Source organism: Streptomyces sp. NPDC004126, assembly GCF_050275515.1.
Classification (GTDB): domain Bacteria; phylum Actinomycetota; class Actinomycetes; order Streptomycetales; family Streptomycetaceae; genus Streptomyces.
In genome coordinates this window covers 98,153-116,088 of the sequence record NZ_JBNNPF010000021.1, presented here as the reverse complement: position 1 = coordinate 116,088, position 17,936 = coordinate 98,153, and the positions used below count along the sequence as shown (strand labels likewise).

Annotated in this window: 18 protein-coding genes; 9 read left to right on the top strand and 9 right to left on the bottom strand. The window is 75.2% G+C overall.

Features of this window, described 5'->3' with window-relative positions; genetic code table 11:
• Positions 1 to 37: 37 nt before the first annotated feature.
• The 5 genes from ACQKM2_RS21270 to ACQKM2_RS21250 all read right to left on the bottom strand — a co-directional run bounded on the left by ACQKM2_RS21270 (position 38) and on the right by ACQKM2_RS21250 (position 2,973).
• Positions 38 to 376: an antibiotic biosynthesis monooxygenase family protein gene (locus tag ACQKM2_RS21270; protein ID WP_427711835.1), complete on the bottom strand. Its 339-nt coding sequence runs from the start codon at positions 374 to 376 to the stop codon at positions 38 to 40.
• Positions 377 to 448: 72 nt separating this feature from the next.
• Positions 449 to 1,318, bottom strand: a complete 870-nt coding sequence (locus ACQKM2_RS21265) for a hypothetical protein (RefSeq protein WP_427711833.1) — start codon at positions 1,316 to 1,318, stop codon at positions 449 to 451.
• The gene (locus ACQKM2_RS21260) at positions 1,315 to 1,686 is read right to left on the bottom strand and encodes a PadR family transcriptional regulator (RefSeq protein ID WP_427711831.1); all 372 of its coding nucleotides are present in this window, start codon (positions 1,684 to 1,686) and stop codon (positions 1,315 to 1,317) included. Before ACQKM2_RS21260 ends, ACQKM2_RS21265 begins: the two co-directional genes overlap by 4 nt.
• A 79-nt stretch (positions 1,687 to 1,765) precedes the next feature.
• Positions 1,766 to 2,257: a DUF3291 domain-containing protein gene (locus ACQKM2_RS21255; RefSeq protein ID WP_427711830.1), complete on the bottom strand. Its 492-nt coding sequence runs from the start codon at positions 2,255 to 2,257 to the stop codon at positions 1,766 to 1,768.
• Between the two features lie 32 nt (positions 2,258 to 2,289).
• On the bottom strand, positions 2,290 to 2,973 hold the full coding sequence (locus ACQKM2_RS21250; RefSeq protein ID WP_427711828.1) for a helix-turn-helix transcriptional regulator: 684 nt from the start codon (positions 2,971 to 2,973) through the stop codon (positions 2,290 to 2,292).
• Between the two features lie 113 nt (positions 2,974 to 3,086).
• Between ACQKM2_RS21250 and thpR the strand changes: the two genes are divergently transcribed.
• Both thpR and argG read left to right on the top strand, forming a co-directional pair.
• Positions 3,087 to 3,683, top strand: a complete 597-nt coding sequence (gene thpR / locus ACQKM2_RS21245; RefSeq protein ID WP_427711826.1) for an RNA 2',3'-cyclic phosphodiesterase — start codon at positions 3,087 to 3,089, stop codon at positions 3,681 to 3,683.
• Positions 3,684 to 3,840: 157 nt separating this feature from the next.
• Entirely contained in the window at positions 3,841 to 5,295 is a 1,455-nt protein-coding gene (gene argG, locus ACQKM2_RS21240; protein ID WP_427711825.1) for an argininosuccinate synthase, read from the top strand.
• A 116-nt stretch (positions 5,296 to 5,411) separates the two neighbouring features.
• Here argG and ACQKM2_RS21235 read toward each other — a convergent pair whose 3' ends face one another.
• Positions 5,412 to 5,894 (bottom strand): hypothetical protein, encoded by a 483-nt coding sequence (locus tag ACQKM2_RS21235; protein ID WP_427711823.1) that lies wholly within the window; start codon positions 5,892 to 5,894, stop codon positions 5,412 to 5,414.
• A gap of 397 nt (positions 5,895 to 6,291) precedes the next feature.
• A complete protein-coding gene (locus ACQKM2_RS21230; RefSeq protein WP_427711821.1) occupies positions 6,292 to 6,900 on the bottom strand; it encodes a GNAT family N-acetyltransferase in 609 nt (202 codons plus the stop codon).
• 114 nt (positions 6,901 to 7,014) lie between these two features.
• Between ACQKM2_RS21230 and ACQKM2_RS21225 the strand changes: the two genes are divergently transcribed.
• Complete coding sequence (locus ACQKM2_RS21225) at positions 7,015 to 7,845, top strand: dienelactone hydrolase family protein (RefSeq protein ID WP_427711819.1); 831 nt, start codon at positions 7,015 to 7,017, stop codon at positions 7,843 to 7,845.
• Positions 7,846 to 7,854: 9 nt separating this feature from the next.
• On the opposite strand, the gene ACQKM2_RS21220 is transcribed toward ACQKM2_RS21225, so the two are convergent.
• Together ACQKM2_RS21220 and ACQKM2_RS21215 are read right to left on the bottom strand one after the other, a co-directional pair.
• The gene (locus ACQKM2_RS21220) at positions 7,855 to 8,457 is read right to left on the bottom strand and encodes a 2'-5' RNA ligase family protein (protein WP_427711817.1); all 603 of its coding nucleotides are present in this window, start codon (positions 8,455 to 8,457) and stop codon (positions 7,855 to 7,857) included.
• 36 nt (positions 8,458 to 8,493) lie between these two features.
• Positions 8,494 to 9,288, bottom strand: coding sequence for an NAD(P)-dependent oxidoreductase (locus tag ACQKM2_RS21215; RefSeq protein WP_427711815.1), 795 nt, complete (start codon positions 9,286 to 9,288; stop codon positions 8,494 to 8,496).
• A gap of 58 nt (positions 9,289 to 9,346) precedes the next feature.
• Between ACQKM2_RS21215 and ACQKM2_RS21210 the strand changes: the two genes are divergently transcribed.
• The 6 genes from ACQKM2_RS21210 (at position 9,347) to ACQKM2_RS21185 (ending at position 17,933) form a co-directional block, all read left to right on the top strand.
• On the top strand, positions 9,347 to 10,288 hold the full coding sequence (locus ACQKM2_RS21210; protein WP_427711813.1) for a LysR family transcriptional regulator: 942 nt from the start codon (positions 9,347 to 9,349) through the stop codon (positions 10,286 to 10,288).
• A 36-nt stretch (positions 10,289 to 10,324) separates the two neighbouring features.
• Positions 10,325 to 11,191 (top strand): RICIN domain-containing protein, encoded by an 867-nt coding sequence (locus ACQKM2_RS21205; protein ID WP_427711812.1) that lies wholly within the window; start codon positions 10,325 to 10,327, stop codon positions 11,189 to 11,191.
• Between the two features lie 248 nt (positions 11,192 to 11,439).
• On the top strand, positions 11,440 to 14,172 hold the full coding sequence (locus ACQKM2_RS21200) for a glycosyl hydrolase 2 galactose-binding domain-containing protein (RefSeq protein ID WP_427711810.1): 2,733 nt from the start codon (positions 11,440 to 11,442) through the stop codon (positions 14,170 to 14,172).
• A 221-nt stretch (positions 14,173 to 14,393) separates the two neighbouring features.
• Positions 14,394 to 15,794 (top strand): MFS transporter, encoded by a 1,401-nt coding sequence (locus tag ACQKM2_RS21195; protein ID WP_427711808.1) that lies wholly within the window; start codon positions 14,394 to 14,396, stop codon positions 15,792 to 15,794.
• 40 nt (positions 15,795 to 15,834) lie between these two features.
• Positions 15,835 to 16,542, top strand: coding sequence for a response regulator transcription factor (locus tag ACQKM2_RS21190; RefSeq protein ID WP_427711806.1), 708 nt, complete (start codon positions 15,835 to 15,837; stop codon positions 16,540 to 16,542).
• Entirely contained in the window at positions 16,539 to 17,933 is a 1,395-nt protein-coding gene (locus ACQKM2_RS21185; protein WP_427711804.1) for an ATP-binding protein, read from the top strand. The genes ACQKM2_RS21190 and ACQKM2_RS21185 overlap by 4 nt, the downstream gene beginning before the upstream one ends.
• Positions 17,934 to 17,936 lie beyond the last annotated feature (3 nt).

Below are 17,936 nucleotides of genomic sequence, written 5' to 3'. Positions count from 1 at the left end.
GAGGGGCGGCGCCGGCCGACGTTGGGCCGACGCGCGGTCAGTGTGCCGACCGCGCCGGGGGCTTGGTGGCCTCCGCCGGGACGTACGGTTCCGCGAGGAGGTCGTCGACGAGGGTCAGCCGTGTCTCCGGCATCCGCTCCTCGATCGCTCCCGCCATCATCGCGACGCCCTCCGGGTCGGGCACCGCGCAGCGCGCGCGGGACTCCTCGTCGGGCCAGCGGGCGTACGCGACCCAGGTGCCGTCGTCCGCCCGGTGGAGCCGCGAGCCGTAGCTGCCGCAGTCCCGCAGGATCGCCTCCGTCACCCGGTGCCAGCCCTCGCGGAACTGCTCTTCCGCACCCGGTCGCAGCCGCCACCGGTAGATCACCGCGAACACGTTTCCCCCGTCGCTCCCGTCGGCCGCCGCCGGTCGTGCGGCGTTCCGGGGTACACCGTACGGGGCGCGGTGTCAGTCGCCGCCCAGCGGGTGCCCGCCCCTGCGGCGGCGGACGGCCACCGCGGTCGCCGCCGCGAGGAGCAGGCCGAGCAGGACGGGGCCGGTGTAGGCGTCCCGCGTCCAGGACGACGTGCCGAGGACGGCGAAGGGCAGGGCCGCGAGCAGCACGGCGGGCGCCGTGCGCAGCCGGGCGAACGCGGGCCGTCCGGCCAGGGCCAGTGCGGCTGCCGCCGGTATGGCGAAGCGGAGCCCGGCTGCCGGTCCGGCGAGCGGGCCCACGGTGAGCACGCCGGTCAGCAGGGTCGCCCACAGCGCCACGGCACCCAGCCCGGCCGCCGTGCGGACGCGCGGCTGCGGGCGCAGGTCCGCCGGGCAGAGCAGGGCCACGAGCGCGGCGAGGAACAGCGGGGACCTGAGGAGGAGCGCGCCCTCCCAGCCGCCCAGCCGGATGACGTCGGTCAAGGCCGTCGCCGCGCAGCCCGCCAGCACGGTCCAGGTGCCCGCGCTCCAGCGGCCGGCCAGGGCCATCGCGGCGCCCAGCACCATGACGAAGTGGGTCACCGCCAGCAACAGGAACGGAAGCGTCAATTCCATGGGAAGCCAGGAGGCCGTGGCCCCCGGGACCATGAGGCCGGTCCACCACAGCGCGCTCGCGCCCACCGCGGCGGTGGCGAACGGCGCCACCGCCGCCAGGAGCCGGCCGCGGCGGCCCGCCGAGCCGAGTCCGAGCCTCATCCGCAGCGCGTGCCCGGTGACGTCCAGCGCCTCCCGCGCCCGGGCGGCCCGGCCCGCGCCGCGGGTGGCCTCGTGGTACGCCGTGGCGATCTCGTCGCCGAACTCCCGCCGGAAGCGGGCCGGGTAGAGCTTCAGCAGGGCGGTCATGCCGTCACCGTCCCGTCGGAGGGGCCGAGCAGGCCGGGCGCGGCGGGCGCGCCGAGGCCGAGTCGGCGGGTGGCTTCCTGGGCGGTGCGGGCGATCCGGGCCGCCTCGGCGGCGAGGACCTCGCGGCCGCGGGGGGCGAGGGCGTAGCTGCGCCGCCTGCGGCCGTCGACCACCTCCTCGTCGTGGACGGCGATGAGCTGCTGTTCGAGGAGCCGTTCCAGGGCCCCGTACAGCGTTCCGGTACGCATCTTCGTGCGGCCTTCCGAGATCTTCTCGACCTCCTGGGCGATCGCGTACCCGTGCCGGGGGGCGTCGGCGATCGCGGTGAGGATGAGCAGAGTCGGCTCGCGCAGAGCTTGATCGTTCACGGATGCGACGATAGCTCGGTTACCGACATATGTCGATGGCCGAGCTATGCGGCATCCGACGGGCGGAGCCCGAGGGGCATCACGCCGGTGCCGGCGAAGCCGCCTCTGCGGCGGCATGGAAGGAGGTGAAGGTGAACGCGCGCGGGGACGGGCCGTGCTCCCTGATGTCCGCCAGCCGCCCCAGGGCCTCCTCGACGCTGGGGACGTGCCCGGCGGGGACCCACCAGAGCACCATGTGCGCCTCGACGTGCCGCTCGAACCAGTCACGGCGCCCGCGCATCACTTCCAGGTGCCCGCTGCGGTAGGTGAAGTCCCACAGCGCCTGCCGGCTCTCCCACACGGACATGTTGACGATCACGTTCTCGCCCAGGGGGCGCATGGCGGTGGCGTCGCCCTCCCCCTCCTCCGTGAGCCGCCACACGAATCCGGATGCCCCGTCGGCCGCCGAGTTGACCGGGTCGAGCGCCTCGACGAACGGTGCCACGCGCGGATCTTCGAGGGGGTAGCGGAGCTTCGCGACGTTGAGCTGGGCCAGGTGGACGGCGGCGGGGCCGTGCGGGGATGCGGTCATGGACCCATCCCAGCACGCACCCGATTTCTATGTCAATCAATATTGTTTTTAGAATCCTCGACCACCACGCAGCACTCCCCCGGGCGGGCGTCCATCCGGGCGCGGACGGGGCCGTCCGTGCCGAGCAGCCCCTCCAGCAGGGCGAGGTTCATGCCGCAGACGAGCGGCGGGAAGCGCTCGGCGACGGCATGGAAGGGGCAGTTGCGCATCCGGACGACGGGCAGCCCGCCCTCGCCGCCCCCCTCCCCCTCGACCCCTTCCAGGTGCGGTTCGTAGCCGCGGGCGGCCAGCACCGCCATCGCCTCCTCCAGCCCGCCGCAGGGCGCCCCCGGACCCCGCAGGGCCTCGCCCCTGCGCCGCGCCGCGGCACAGAGCCCGGCGTCCAGCCCCGCCCCCTCGGCGGCCTCGGCCAGCAGCTCGGCGGCCGTGAGGTAGTCGCGGGCGGGCAGCGACACCGACCACTCGGCCCGGGCCCGCGTGTACACCTTGGCGGGACGGCCCGCCCCCGGCCCCGAGCGGCCGGTCAGCCGGCGGCTTCCGCTCTCCAGCAGGCCGGCCCCGGCCAGCTTGTCCAGATGGTGCGCGGCGAGGGTGCGCGCCACCCCGGCCGCCTCGGCGGCCTCGTTCCGGCCGACCTCGCGGCCCTGCGCCACCACGTACTCGTACAGCCGGCGCCGTACGGGGTCCTGCAGCAGCGCGATCGCATCGATGTCCATCCCCCCATTCTAGGAACAACCGAGATTGGAGATAGAAGTCCGGGCGGGGATCCGGGCCGACCTGACGGGGCGGAAGGTGACCGGGGAGGCCGGGAGGCGGTACGAAGGCGTACGTGAAGGAACACACCCAGGCCGCGACCGTCCGCGTCTTCATCGCCCTCGCCCCGCCCGACGACGCGAAGGAGGAGCTGGAGCGCGCGCTCGCCCCCGCGTACGAGGCGCACCCGCGCATGCGGTGGAACCGCATCGAGGACTGGCACATCACCCTGGCGTTCCTCGGCGAGCTGCCGGTCGCGGCCGTTCCGCCGCTGCGGCCCCGGCTCGCGGAGCTGGCGGCGGCCCGGCGGCCCGTACGGCTGTCCATGCGGGGCGGCGGGCACTTCGACGAGCGGGTCCTGTGGAGCGGGATAGCCGGGGAGCTGGAGGAGCTGCACGTCCTCGCCTCCGAGGTGCGCGCGGCGGTCAAGGAGTGCGGCATCGGCTTCCCGGACCGGCCACTGCGCCCGCACCTCACACTGGCCCGGGCCCGGCGCGGCGATCCGTCGGCCGCCCTGGAGGCCGCCGCCGGGCTCACCGCGTTCGACGGGCGGGAGTGGGCGGCGGAGCGCCTGCACCTGGTCGGCAGCAACATCGGCCGGGGCCCGGGGCCGATCCACTACCGGGACATCGAGTCCTGGGCGTTCGGCGGCGGGAACCGCGGCGGGGCCTGAGGGCCGGGAACCGGGGGACGCGAGGCTCCGCCGGCCCGGCATCCGGGCCGACGTCCGGGCCGGCATCCGGGCCGGCATCCGGGCCGGATACGACCGGGATGTGACCGGGATGCGATCCGGAATTGCATGACCATGCGGCGGCATGCATAATCTTCCCATGTCTAAGGTCCTCACCTCCCTTCCCGCCGGCGAGCGCGTCGGCATCGCCTTCTCGGGCGGCCTCGACACCTCCGTCGCGGTCGCGTGGATGCGCGACAAGGGTGCCGTCCCGTGCACCTACACCGCCGACATCGGCCAGTACGACGAGCCCGACATCGCCTCGGTGCCCGGCCGTGCGAAGACCTACGGCGCCGAGATCGCGCGCCTGGTCGACTGCCGAGCGGCGCTGGTCGAGGAGGGTCTGGCCGCGCTGACCTGCGGCGCTTTCCACATCCGCTCCGGCGGGCGGGCCTACTTCAACACCACCCCGCTCGGCCGCGCCGTGACCGGCACCCTGCTGGTCCGGGCCATGCTGGAGGACAACGTCCAGATCTGGGGCGACGGCTCCACCTTCAAGGGCAACGACATCGAGCGGTTCTACCGCTACGGCCTGCTCGCCAACCCCCACCTGCGGATCTACAAGCCGTGGCTGGACGCGGACTTCGTGACCGAGCTGGGCGGCCGCAAGGAGATGTCGGAGTGGCTGCTGGCCCACGACCTCCCGTACCGCGACAGCACCGAGAAGGCGTACTCCACCGACGCCAACATCTGGGGCGCCACCCACGAGGCGAAGACCCTGGAGCACCTGGACACCGGCGTGGAGACCGTCGACCCGATCATGGGCGTGCGGTTCTGGGACCCGTCCGTGGAGATCGCCACCGAGGACGTGACGATCGGCTTCAACCAGGGCCGCCCCGTCACGATCAACGGCAAGGAGTTCTCCTCCGCCGTGGACCTCGTCATGGAGGCCAACGCCATCGGCGGCCGCCACGGCATGGGCATGTCGGACCAGATCGAGAACCGGATCATCGAGGCCAAGAGCCGCGGCATCTACGAGGCGCCGGGCATGGCCCTGCTGCACGCCGCCTACGAGCGCCTGGTCAACGCCATCCACAACGAGGACACCCTCGCCCAGTACCACAACGAGGGCCGCCGCCTCGGCCGGCTCATGTACGAGGGCCGCTGGCTGGACCCGCAGGCCCTGATGGTCCGGGAGTCCCTCCAGCGCTGGGTCGGCGCGGCCGTCACCGGCGAGGTGACCCTGCGGCTGCGGCGCGGCGAGGACTACTCGATCCTCGACACCCGGGGCCCGGCCTTCAGCTACCACCCGGACAAGCTCTCCATGGAGCGCACCGAGGACTCGGCCTTCGGCCCGGTGGACCGGATCGGCCAGCTCACCATGCGCAACCTGGACATCGCCGACTCCCGCGCCAAGCTGGAGCAGTACGCGGTCCTCGGCCTGATCGGGACCGGCAGCCCCGCCGTCGGCGCCGCGCAGGCGGCCGCGACCGGGCTGATCGGCACCATGCCGGAGATGCCGGAGGGCGGCGCCGAGGCCATCGCCTCGCGCGGTGCGGTCTCCGCCGACGAGGAGATGCTGGACCGCGCCGCGATGGAGTTCGGCACGGACTGACCCCCGGCAGGCGGTACGACACGACGGGCCGGTCCCGGCGCCGAGCGGGCGCCGGGACCGGCCCGTCCGGTGTCGGGTCCTCAGCGGCCCGGGCGGCCGGGGCGGCCGGGGCCCGGTCAGTACACGAGCTTGTACGTCACGTCCTTGGGGACGGGGTGCGGTGCCGTGTCGGTGTAGAGCAGCCGGATCGTGGTGAAGCGCCGGACGTCGGGGCGCTCGGGCCAGGGCTGCGGCTTGCTCAGGGTCACCGTCACCGGGTAGGCGCGGAAGTGCCCGGCCGCGCAGTACGGGCGGCAGTCGTTGACCATGTCGGTCCCGGTGGCGGTCGCGGTGCCCGGCCCCCAGCTCTCCCAGCGCAGCCCGACGAGCCGGTTGTTGCCGTCGCCGCAGGCCAGCAGGTACTCGTCGGGCCGGACCTGGGGCTCGTCGAAGCAGTCGACCACGACGAGCGGCTCCGGGGCCGCGGGGATGCGGGCGGCGGATGCCGGGACGGCGGCGGCCGCGAGCGCCGCGAGCGCGCACAGCAGCGCCGCCCTGCGCACCCCGTGCCGGCGTACCCGTACGGGCCGGGTCCCTCGCGAAGCTTCCATGGCGTCCATCCGCCCCTCCTCGCCGGTCCGTCCCGCCGCCGTTGCCGCGGCACTGCCCAGCTTTCCGCATCCGGCCGCGCCCCGCACCCGCAGCGGGTGCCGGCGCCGGACGGCGGCCGTAAATCCGTTGCCGGGCGCGGCGCCCCGTCCGGAGAATCGCCGTCCACGGGAACGGACATGCACAGGTTCGTGGAGTGCACGGACAGCTGGGGCGACGAGCCGTGGAGCGCCGCCGTCGACCTCGGGCTGCTGTACGGCGGCCGGGACTACGACGCCTTCGGCTGGTGATGGAGACCCTCGCCGCACTGCACGGCGACGAGAACGTCCGGCTCACCGTCCGGTTCGACTGCTGAACCGTTCCCTCCCCGGCCGGTCGCGTCGCGCGGGCCGGGGAGGGAACGGGGTGCTACGCGGTGCGGGGCGCGCGGCGCATGGCCCAGAGGGTCGGGCCGCCGCCCGGGAGTTCGACCTCGCCCAGGACCTCGAAGCCGAAGTGCTCGTAGACGGGCAGGTTGGACGGCTTGGAGGACTCCAGGTAGACGGGCAGGCCCGCCGCGTCGGCCTTGGCCAGGCCCGAGCGCAGCAGTGCGGACCCGTGGCCCCGGCCCTGGCCGGCCGGGTCCGCGCCGATCAGCGCCAGGTACCAGTGCGGCTCCTGCGGCGCGTGCCGGGCGGCCAGCTCGACGGCGTCGCGGAACAGGTGGGCCCGGTCGCCGAGGATCTCCGTGAGCTCCCGGATGGTCTCCGCGTCCGGGACGGACTTCTCGTGGCCCTCCGGCGACACCCAGAAGGCGGCCGCCGCGTCGGTGCGCTCGCACACGCCGTGCCGGACGTACTGGCGCGTGTAGATGGTGCTGAAGTACCGCGTCAGATTCTCCTCGCGCGTGTCCTCGGCGGGGAAGAACCAATTCATCATCGGGTCGTCGTGAAAGGCGCGGGCCAGGGCACGGCTGATCGACGGGGCATCGTCAACGGTGGCCGTCTTCGGCAGGTTTGTCATTGACATAGGGGTCATTCTGCACACGGATGATCTTGCGCCGGACCGGGGGGTCCTGTTGACCACGAGCCCCTACGTGCCGGTAACTTGGAGGCCGCCCAAGAGGATTCGACCGGAGGGAACAGGGGACCTGTGGCAGATCACGACCTGACCGGCTTCACCAGGGGCACGTTCACGCACGAGGGCACCACCCAGCGGCTGCTGCGCCGCGGCTCGGGCCCGGCGGTGATCGTCATCGCGGAGATCCCGGGCATCACGCCCAAGGTCCTGGCGTTCGCCGAACGGGTGGCGCAGGCGGGCTGTACCGCCGTGCTGCCGGTGCTCTTCGGCGAACCCGGCCGGGACGCGGACCCCCGTGGCGCGGGCTGGCCGAAGGCCGCGGCCTACGCGGCCTCGACCATGCTGCGGGTGTGCGTGAGCCGGGAGTTCACGCTGCTGGCCACCGGGCGCACGTCGAAGGTGGTGTCGTGGCTCCGGGCGCTCGCCGCCGCCGAACACGAGCGCTGCGGCGGTCCCGGGGTCGGCGCCGTCGGAATGTGCCTGACCGGCGGGTTCGCGCTGGCCATGGCCACCGACCCGCGCCTGCTCGCCCCGGTGCTGTCCCAGCCGTCGCTGCCGCTGGCCCTCGCCCCCGGCCGGGCCGGCCTCATCGACATCTCTCCCGAGGACCTGGCGGTCGTACGCGGGCGCTGCGAGCGCGAGGGCCTCCAGGTGCTCGGGCTGCGCTTCCGGGGCGACCGGCTGGTGCCCGGCGACCGGTTCGCGTACCTGCGCCGCGAGCTGGGCGACGCGTTCGTCGCCGTGGAGCTGGACGACGCCGCGGCGAACCCCGACGCCGCCCTGCCCCCGCACTCCGTCCTGACGGAGCACCTGGTCGACGAGCCGGGACAGCCCACGCGGCAGGCCCTGGACACCGTCCTCGACCTGTTCCGGACCCGGCTGCTGGGGGCCGGGGCGGGCTGACCCGGACGCTCAGGCGTGCCGCCAGGCCGTCTCCCCCGTCCCGAGGGCGATCGTGACGCGGGAGCGCATCGGCCCCTCGCCCCGGCGGGAGAGCAGCACCACCTCCTCGACCCGGGCGGACATGCCGCCCAGACGGGCGGCGCACTCGGGGACCAGCCGGCGCGGGTCGCGGGTGCGGCCGAGCGACAGGTGCGGGGTGAAGTGCGGGAACCTCCCCCGGCAGCCGGGGAAGGGTTCCGCCAAGGCCTCCCGGAGCACCGTCCAGGGCCGTTCGCCCGCCGCCGCGGGGTCGAGCCACACGGTGGCGTACGCCCGGTGGCGGAAGGCGCGCACGCCGCCGAGGCGGACGGCGAAGGGCGCGCAGCGCGCCGCGGCCGCCGCCAGCAGCGGTACGGCCGCCGGGAAGTCCTCCTCCGGCACGAAGCCGAAGAGCAGGTTCACGTGCGGCGGCCAGCGGCGGATCTGGGGGTCGTGCTCCGCCCGGACCTCCTGGATGGGCGGCCACAGCCCGGGCGGCGGGAGCCACACGACGGCGGTCCGGGGCGTGGGGGCGACGTCCAGGATCTCGGGGACCCCGGCGGCTGGGCCGCCGGCGGCCGGGGCCGGGCTCACCCCGCCATCATGCCCCCGGCCGGTCCGACGGGGGCGTCAGGGGCGGATGCGGGACAGGTCCTGGCCGGCCAGCTCGGGGCGGAGGGTGAGCGCGTCGTGGACCGCCCGCAGCAGCGGCAGCGGGGTGGCCTCCGTGTCCAGGGCCAGCGCGACGTCCTTCGCGGCCAGCGCCACCGGGAAGTGGGAGCCGGCGGCGAAGGTGCGGGCGACCGCTCCCGCCAGGGGGCCCCTGGCCAGTTCACCGCGGACCAGGTCGTCGGGGAGTCCGAGGGACTGTCCGAGGCGGAGGGCCTCGGACACCAGGGCCACACCGCCGATCACCGCGTTGATGAGGACCAGCTTGAGCGCGGCCCCGGAGCCGGGGGCGCCGCATTCGGTGACCTCCCCGAGCCGGTCCAGGACCCCGCGCACCGGGTCGGGCAGCGGTCCGCCCGCCAGGACCCACAGCTGACCGGACTCCGCCCGGTCCACGCTGCCCATCACCGGCGCGTCGGTCAGCGAGACCCCCTCCGGGAGGCGGGCGGCCAGCTCGGCGACCGCGTCGGGCCCCACCGTCGAGGTGTCGATCCAGTGGACGCCGGGCCGCATGGCCGGGATCACGGCGTCGGCCACGGCACGGGCGGCGTCCGGGTCGGCGAGCATGGTGACGACCACGTCGGCCCCGCGGACGGCCTCCCCGGGGTCGTCCGCTAGGCGGGCCCCGGCCGCGACCAGCGGGCCGGCCTTGGACGGGGTGCGGTTCCAGACGGTGAGCGGGTGGCCGGCGGTGAGCAGGCGACGGGCCATGGGCAGGCCCATGCTGCCGAGTCCGAGGAATGCGATCTTCTCCATGGCCTCGACGTTAGGGCCGGCCGAGACATGCGACAAGCGAATGTCTAGCATGGCTGCCATGCCCGAATCACATGGCTTGTACGAGGTGTTCCTGCGGGTGGCCCGGGACGGCTCCTTCACCGCCGCCGCCCAGTCCCTCGGCTACACCCAGTCCGCCGTCTCACGGCAGGTCCAGGCCCTGGAGGAGGAGTGGGGCACCGCGCTGTTCGACCGGCTGCCGCGCGGGGTGCGGCTGACCGAGGCCGGGCGCGTCCTGCTCCCGCACGCCGAGGGCATGCGGGAGCGGCTGCGGGCGGCACGCGCCGAGCTGGCCGCACTGCGCTCCCTCGGCGGCGGCACGCTGCGGATCGGCGCCTTCGCCGCCGCCAACATGGCCCTGGTCCCGCGCGCCCTGGCCGCCTTCGGAGAGCGGTACCCGGGCGTCACCGTCGTCCACTCGGAAGGGCCCACCGCCAGGCACGCGGCGCTGCTGGCCGAGGGCGGCCTCGACCTGGCCGTGCTGAGCACGACCGCCGGGATCACGCCGCCCGGCCCGGAGCTGTATCACCTCCTCGACGAGCCGATGTACGTGGCGCTGCCGCGCGGCCACCGCTTCGCGGACCGCGCGGTGCTGCGCCTGTCCGAACTGGCCGACGAGGACTGGATCGAGGGGGACGTCCGCCCCGACCAGACCCTGCTGGCACCCGCGTTGGCCGCCGGCTTCCTGCCGCGCGTGGCGTTCCGGGTCAACGACTGGACCGCCAAACAGGGCTTCGTCGCCGCCGGGCTCGGCATCACGGTGCTGCCCGAGCTGGCGGTCGCGGCGGTGCGGCCGGACATCGCCCTCGTCCCGGTCGACCCGGCGGACCTGCCCTGCCGGAAGGTGTACGCCGCCACCCCGCGCGGGCTGCGCCACTCCCCGGCGGTGGGGGCCTTCCTCTCCCTGCTGCGGTCCGCCGCCACCTGGCGGACGGAACCGGCCGCGGGGGCCACGGGGGCCCGTCCGACGACCCGTCAGTGATACTGGTCCCGACGCGATGTGAACCGGGGGGCGCACATGTCGGAGGACTCCGAGGCGGGCAGAACGGCGGCGGGGGCGGCGCCGGCGGGCGGCGCGGTGGGGCACGCCCCGCCGCGGTGGGCCTGGTGGGTGGTCGGTGTCGTGATACCGCTGGTCGGCGTGGTGGCCACGGTCCTCGTGGCGCAGCAGCGGACGGCCCCGGCGGCCCCGGGTGCGCCGCCGTCCGACGTACGGGCGGGTGGTGCCGCCCCCGCCGCGCCGGCGCCGGCCCCGTCCCCCGCCGTGACGCCGCCCGCGTCCGGCACGCCGGGACCGGACCCGTGGGCCTCCCCGGCCGCCCCGCCCGCGAAGCCGTCGGCGCCCGCCCCGGCCGCCACGCCGGGGCCGTCGGCCACGGGCGACGGTGACGGGAGCCGGAACCGGGAGACGGCTGCGCGGGCGGAGGCGCTCCCCGTGGGCGTGCCGGTGCGGATGGTGAACCGGAACAGCGGATTCTGCCTGGCGGTGCCCGGAGCGAGCACCGAGGTCGTCGCGCTCAACCAGTTCGGGTGCGGGAACTTCCCCGACCACTTCTGGCGCGTCGAGCCCTGGGGCCGCGGCGGTGCCGGGCCGGTGTACCGGGTGGTCAACGACAACAGCGGCTTCTGCGCGGCCGTGCCCGCCGCCGACAAGGCCGCGGGCGTCGTCGTCAACCAGTTCCCGTGCGGCGACTACCCCGACCACCTGTGGCGGCTCGACCGCGACGGCTCCGACGACTCCGGGCGGCCGCTCTACCGGGTCGTCAACGACAACAGCGGGCTGTGCCTGACCGTCGCCGGGGCGGACACCCGGCAGACCGCGGCGGTCGTGCAGGCCCCGTGCGGGAGCCGGCCCGAACGCCAGTGGCGGCTGACCGCCCGCTGACGGACGGGCACCGCGCCGCGAAGGTGTCCGCTCCCGGCCCGCCGGGCACCGCCGGGCCGGGGGCACCCCACGGCGCCGGCCGGGGAGGGGGAGAGGCTTCGCGGACGGCCCCTGGAGAGCGGTGGCCCGCCCCGCGGCCGTCGGCCACGGGGACACGCCGGTCCGGACTGCCGGGTCCGGGCGCCGGGCCGTGACAGACTCCGCGCGGAATCCCCGCCTCCGCTCCGTCCTCCACGGGAGGTCCCCCCGTGCCGCACCGCACCGCCCCCGCGTACGCGCGGACCGCAGCCCTCGCCGCCGGCTCGCTCGTCCTCGTCCTGGCCGCCGGGGCCTCCCCCGCGGCGCCCGCACCCGCGCCCCCGCCCCCGACGGCCGCCGCGCCGCGGGCGACCGCCGTCGCGGCGGCGCCGGGGACCTCGACGGCCCTGGCCGGGTACGCGGTCCAGTCGACGGCGAAGGTCGCGGACAGCGCCGCCGCCGTGTCCAGCCCCGGTTACGCGGCGGCGGGCTGGTACCCCGCCGGCTCCCGCTCCACCGTGCTCGCGGCGCTGCTCGCGGCCGGGGTCCACCCCGACCCCTTCTACTCCGTCAACCAGAAGCGGATCCCGGCCGGGGACTTCACCGTGCCGTGGTGGTACCGGTCCGACTTCGCCGTCGCCGACACGGACGCCCGTACGTACCTGGACTTCAGCGGGGTGATCTCCGCCGCCGACGTCTACGTCAACGGGCGCCTGGTCGCCGACAAGGGCACCGTGAGCGGCACCTACACCCGGCACGAACTCGACGTCACCGACCTGGTCAGGGCGGGCACCAATACGGTCGCGTTCCGGATCCAGCCCAACGACCCGCGCAAGCGCCTCACGATGGGCTGGCTCGACTGGCTGCAGCCGCCGCCCGACGAGAACATGGGGATCGTCCGCGACGTCACCGTGCGCCGCGGGGGCCCGGTCGCCCTGCGCGACGCCCACGTGGTGACCTCCCTGGCACTGCCCTCGATGGCCTCGGCCGAGCTGACCGTGAAGGCGCGGGTGCGCAACGACTCGGCGGCCGCCGTCACCACCACGCTCGCGGGCACCGTCGGCCCGGCCTCCGTCAGCCGCAGCGTCACCCTCGCCCCGCACGAGACCCGGACCGTGGTCTTCTCCCCCGCCGACCACCCGGCGCTGCGGCTGGAGTCGCCCCGCGTGTGGTGGCCCGCCGCGATGGGCGGGCAGCCCCTGTACTCCCTCGACCTGACCGCGACGGTGGACGGCCTGCCCTCCGACACCGCGCACGAGTCCTTCGGCATCCGCGACGTGCGGGCACCGCTGAACGCCGACGGAGCACGCCAGTACGTGGTGAACGGGCGCCCGCTGCTGATCCGGGGCGGCGGCTGGTCCCCCGACGAGTTCCTGCGCTGGGACGCCCGGTACGCGGAGGACCGCCTGAAGTACGCCGTCGACCTGGGGCTGAACGCGCTGCGTCTGGAGGGGCACATCGAGCCCGACGAGTTCTTCGACCTCGCCGACCGGTACGGGATCCTCACCCTCCCCGGATGGGAGTGCTGCGACAAGTGGGAGGGGGAGGTCAACGGCTCGGAGGCCGGGGAGCGGTGGGAGAGCGCCGACTACCCGGTCGCGAAGGCCTCCATGGCCGCCGAGGCCGCACGGCTGCGCCACCACCCCAGCGTGGCCTCCTTCCTGATCGGCAGCGACTTCGCCCCGAACCGGACGATCGAGCAGGGCTACCTCGACGCGCTGGCGGCCGCCGACTGGACGGCCCCGGTGGTCCCCTCGGCCTCCACCCGGTCCTCACCGGTCACCGGGCGCTCCGGGATGAAGATGACCGGGCCCTACGACTGGGTCCCGCCGGGCTACTGGTACGCCAAGCGGGAGGGCGGGGCGACCGGCTTCAACTCCGAGACCAGCGCCGGGCCGGACGTGCCGACCCTGGACACCCTGCGCCGGATGATGTCGCCGGCGGAGCTGGAGAGCCTGTGGAAGGACCCCTCGGCGGCCCAGTACCACCGCTCGCCCTCGTCCACGTTCTCGACGCTCAGGCTGTACGACGCGGCCCTGGCGGGCCGTTACGGCGCGCCGACGGGCCTGGAGGACTACGTGCGCAAGGCGCAGCTCGCCCAGTACGAGGCGGTGCGGGCGCAGTTCGAGGCGTACGCCCGCAACGCGAAGGACGCCTCCGCGCCGTCGACGGGGGTCGTGTACTGGATGTTCAACAGCGGCTGGACGTCGCTGCACTGGCAGCTGGTGGACCGCTACCTCGACCAGGGCGGCGCCTACTTCGGGGCGAAGAAGGCGAACGAGCCGCTGCACGTCCAGTACGGGTACGACAACCGGGCCGTGTCGGTCGTCAACAGCCGCGCCTCCGCGGCCTCGGGCCTGACCGCGCGGGTGACGCTCTTCGACCCCGACGGCACGCAGCGGTACGAACGGACGGTGACGGGGCTGGACGTCGCGGGCGGCGGGGCGAGCACGACCGCGCTGACCCTGCCCGCCTCGGTGCCGGGCCTCGCCACCACCCACCTGGCGCGGCTGCTTCTCACCGACGCCGACGGGCGGGAGGTGAGCCGCAACGTCTACTGGCTCTCGACCCGGTCCGACGTGCTCGACTACTCCAGGAGCACCTGGTACCACACGCCGACCACCGCGTACGCCGACCTCAAGGGGCTGAACTCGATGCCGCGGTCGGCCGTGGCGGCGACGGCCGCCACGACGGCCGACGGCGAGGGGGTGTCGACGACGACGGTGACGGTACGCCACACCGGTACGGGCAGCGCCCCGGCCCTGCTCACCGACGTGCACCTGCTGGGCGCGGCGGGCGCACCGCTGCTGCCCGTCCGCTGGAGCGACAACCAGGTCACCCTCTGGCCGGGCGAGTCGGCGACGCTGACGGCGACCTACCGCACGTCCGACCTCCACGGCACGCCCCCGGCCCTGCGGGTCTCCGGCTGGAACACCCCGACGACGACGGTCCCGGCCGGCTGACGGCCGCGGTCCCCTGTCGAGTTCCGGGCGCAGGGCGGAGATGGCGCGCCTGCGGGCGGGGGGCCGCTGAGCCCCGTGGGGGGCACGTGCCGGTTCCTTAGCGGAACGTTAGATCTCGGTGCCGGGCCTTGTCCGGGTCCGGCGCCGGATCCATGCTCTGGGCACTCCCCTCGTCCGGGGCGTTTCCCCCCTCCCGTCAGGGACTTCCGTCTGGAGCCGCCATGTCCTCGTCCGCCGTCGCGCCCGGGTCGCCGCACCGGGAGGAGCGCGCCAGGCGCCGCCTCGCACTGATCGGCGGCTCCCTCGGCAACCTCGTGGAGTGGTACGACTGGTTCGTCTACGCGAGCTTCGCGATCTACTTCGCCGACTCCTTCTTCCCCGGCGACAACCCGACCACCCAGCTGCTGAACACGGCGGGCATCTTCGCGGTGGGCTTCCTGATGCGCCCCGTCGGCGGGTGGATCCTGGGCCGGGCCGCGGACCGGCACGGGCGCAAGAGCGCGCTCACCCTCACCGTCACCATGATGTCGGTGGCGGCCCTGATGATCGCCGTCGCGCCGACCTACGGCCAGGCCGGGTACTTCGGCGCCCTGGTGCTGCTGCTGGCACGCCTGCTCCAGGGGCTGAGCATCGGCGGCGAGTACGCGGCCAGCGCCACGTACCTCACCGAGGCCTCGGCCCGCGACCGGCGCGGGCTGGGCTCGTCCTTCCAGTACGTCTCGATGACCTGCGGGCAGCTGCTGGGCCTCGGCATCCTGATCACGATGCAGCACACGCTGACCGCTGCCCAGCTGTCGAGCTGGGGGTGGCGGATCCCGTTCGCCCTCGGGGCCCTGTTCGCGGTGGTCGTGTTCTGGCTGCGGCGGCGGCTCCAGGAGACCGACGCGTTCAAGGAGGAGTCCGCGCAGGCCGAGGAGGGGGGCGCCCGCGACGACGGCGCGCGCGGCTCGCTGAAGGCGCTGTGGCAGCACCGGCGGCAGGCCGGCCTGGTGATGGCGCTGACCCTCGGCGGGACCGTCGCGTACTACACGTACACCACGTACCTCACCAAGTACCTGGTCGGCAGCGCCGGCCTGCCCAAGACCACGGCCACGCTGGTGAGTTTCACCGCCCTCGCCCTCTTCGCCGTGCTCCAGCCCTTCGCCGGGATGCTGTCCGACCGGATCGGCCGCCGCCCGCTGCTGATCACCTTCGCGGTGGGCTGCACGCTCGGCACGTACCCGATCATGACGGCCCTCGGTTCGGCGGACTCGTACTGGTCGGCGCTGGGACTGTCCCTGCTCGCCCTGGTGATCGTGACCGGCTACACCTCGATCAACGCGGCGGTGAAGGCCGAGCTGTTCCCGACCCGGGTGCGCGCCCTGGGCGTGGCGCTGCCGTACGCGGTCGCCAACGCGCTGTTCGGCGGCACGGCCGAGTACGTGGCCCTGTGGTTCAAGAGCGGCGGCCACGAGAAGATGTTCTTCTGGTACGTGTCCGGCTGCGCGCTGGTCTCGCTGGTGACCTACGTCCTGATGCCGGACACCCGTGACGCGGCGCTGAGCCGGGCCGAGGCGGCCGGCGCGGACGCGGCCGGGGGTGGCGCCGCGTCGGCGAAGGCCGGTGCCGGGGCCGCCCGTTGACCCCGTGACCGTGAACCCCTGAACCCGTCCGGAGGGCCCGATGCACGCACTGCTCGTCGAGGACGACGACCGCATGGCCCGGGCCCTCGGCACGGCCCTCGCCCAGCGCGGGCACACGGTCCGCCGGGCGGCGCGGGCCTCGGACGCCCTGCGCCACGTCCGTGAGGCCGAGTTCGTCCTGCTCGACCTGGGGCTGCCCGATCTCGACGGGCTGGAGCTGCTGCGCAGGCTGCGCACGGTCTGCGACGCGCCGCTGATCGTGGTGACGGCGCGCTGCGAGGAGCGTGACGTCGTGCAGGGGCTGCGGGCGGGCGCCGACGACTACGTGGTCAAGCCGTTCCGGATGGCCGAGCTGATGGCGCGGATCGACAGCGTGCGGCGCCGGTCGGGCGGGCGCACGGCGGCCGAGCCCGCGCGGTACGCCGGCGGGCCGGTGCGCAGCGGGGACGTCGAGGTGGACCCGGCGGGCCGCACCGTCACGGTGGCCGGCGCCGAGGTCCGGCTGACGCGGCGGGAGTTCGACGTCCTGGCCTTCCTGGCGGCGCGGCCCGACGAGGTGCACGCGCGGGAGGAGATCCTGGACCGGATCTGGGGCGACGCCTTCCTGGCCGCGTCCCGCTCGCTGGACGTGCACGTCGCGGGGATCCGGGCGAAGACGGGCCGGTCCGGGCTGGTGCGCACGGTGCGCGGGTTCGGCTACCAGCTGGGCTCCGCGGCCGGGTGTCCGGACGGGGACCCCGGCGCGTGAGGCGCCGGCTCCTCGCGGTGCTGATGGTGCTCATGGGGGCGGCCGCGCTGCTGCTCTGCGTCCCCCTGGCCGACGCGTACGCGCGCGGGCGGACCGAGCACCTGCTGCTGCAACGGCGTTCGGAGGCGGTGCGGTTCGCGGACCTGGCCGACCGGGCGGGTACGGCCGCCGACCGGGCGGAGCTGTCTGCCGAGATCGGCCGGTACGCCGAGCTGTACGGGGCCGCGGTGGTGGTCGTGGACCCGTCGGGGGCGACGGTGGCGCGGGCCGGTTCGGGGCCGGCGCGGGCCGCGCTCACCGGGCCGGGGGCCTCCGCGGCGGCCGAGGCCCGGGACCGGGCGCTGACGGGGCGTTCCACCGACCGGCTGCCGACGGTGCGGCCCTGGGGTCCGGCGCGGGTGGTGCTCGCGGAGCCGGTGGGACGGGACGAACGGGTCAGCGGGGCGGTCCTGCTGGCGGTGCCGACGGACGCAGCCCGCCGGGACGTGACGGCCCGCTGGTCGCTCATCGCGGCCGGGGCGGCGGCCGCCTTCGCCGCGGCGGCGCTGGTGGCGGCGGGGATCACGCGCTGGCTGATGCGGCCGCTGCTCGACCTGGACCGGGCGGTGGAGGGACTGGCCGCCGGCAGCCTGCACGCGCGGGCGGTCTCGGACGCCGGGCCGCCGGAACTGCGGCGGCTGCGGCGGCACTTCAACGCGATGGCGCAGGCCCTGGCGGACTCCATCTCCCGCCAGCGGGACTTCGTCGCCGACGCCTCGCACCAGTTGCGCAACCCCCTGGCGACGCTGGTGCTCCAGCTGGAGAACGTCGAGCCGCACGTCGCCCCCGGTCCCGGCCGGGCCGAGCACGGTCGCGCGCTGGAGGAGACGGAGCGGCTGGAGGAGCTGCTCGACGGGCTGCTGGCGCTGGCCCGGGTGGAGTCGGCGGCGCCGGAACTGCGCGGGCAGGACGTGGCCGCGGCGGTGCGGGAGCGGGTGCGCGCCTGGCTGCCGGTGTTCCGGGCGGCCGGTCTGGAGCTGGCGGTCCGGGGCCCGGCCGGGGAGTTGCCGGCCCGCGCCCTGCCGGACGCGGCCGGCCGGGTCCTGGACGCGGCCCTGGACAACGCGGTGAAGTTCGTGCCGCGCGGCGGCCGCGTCGAGGTGTGCGCCGGGCGGGCCGCGGACGGCTCGGCGGTGGTGCGGGTCGCGGATGACGGGCCGGGGGTCCCCGAGGAGCAGCTGGAGCTGCTGCCGAGGCGGTTCGCCCGCGCGCCGGAGCACCAGAACGTGCGCGGCAGCGGGCTGGGGCTGGCCATCGCGGACGAGATCGCGCGGATCAGCGGCGGCCGGCTCGCCGTCGGCGGGAACGTGCCGCGCGGGCTGGTGGTGGAGCTGCGGCTGCCGCCGCCGTGACGG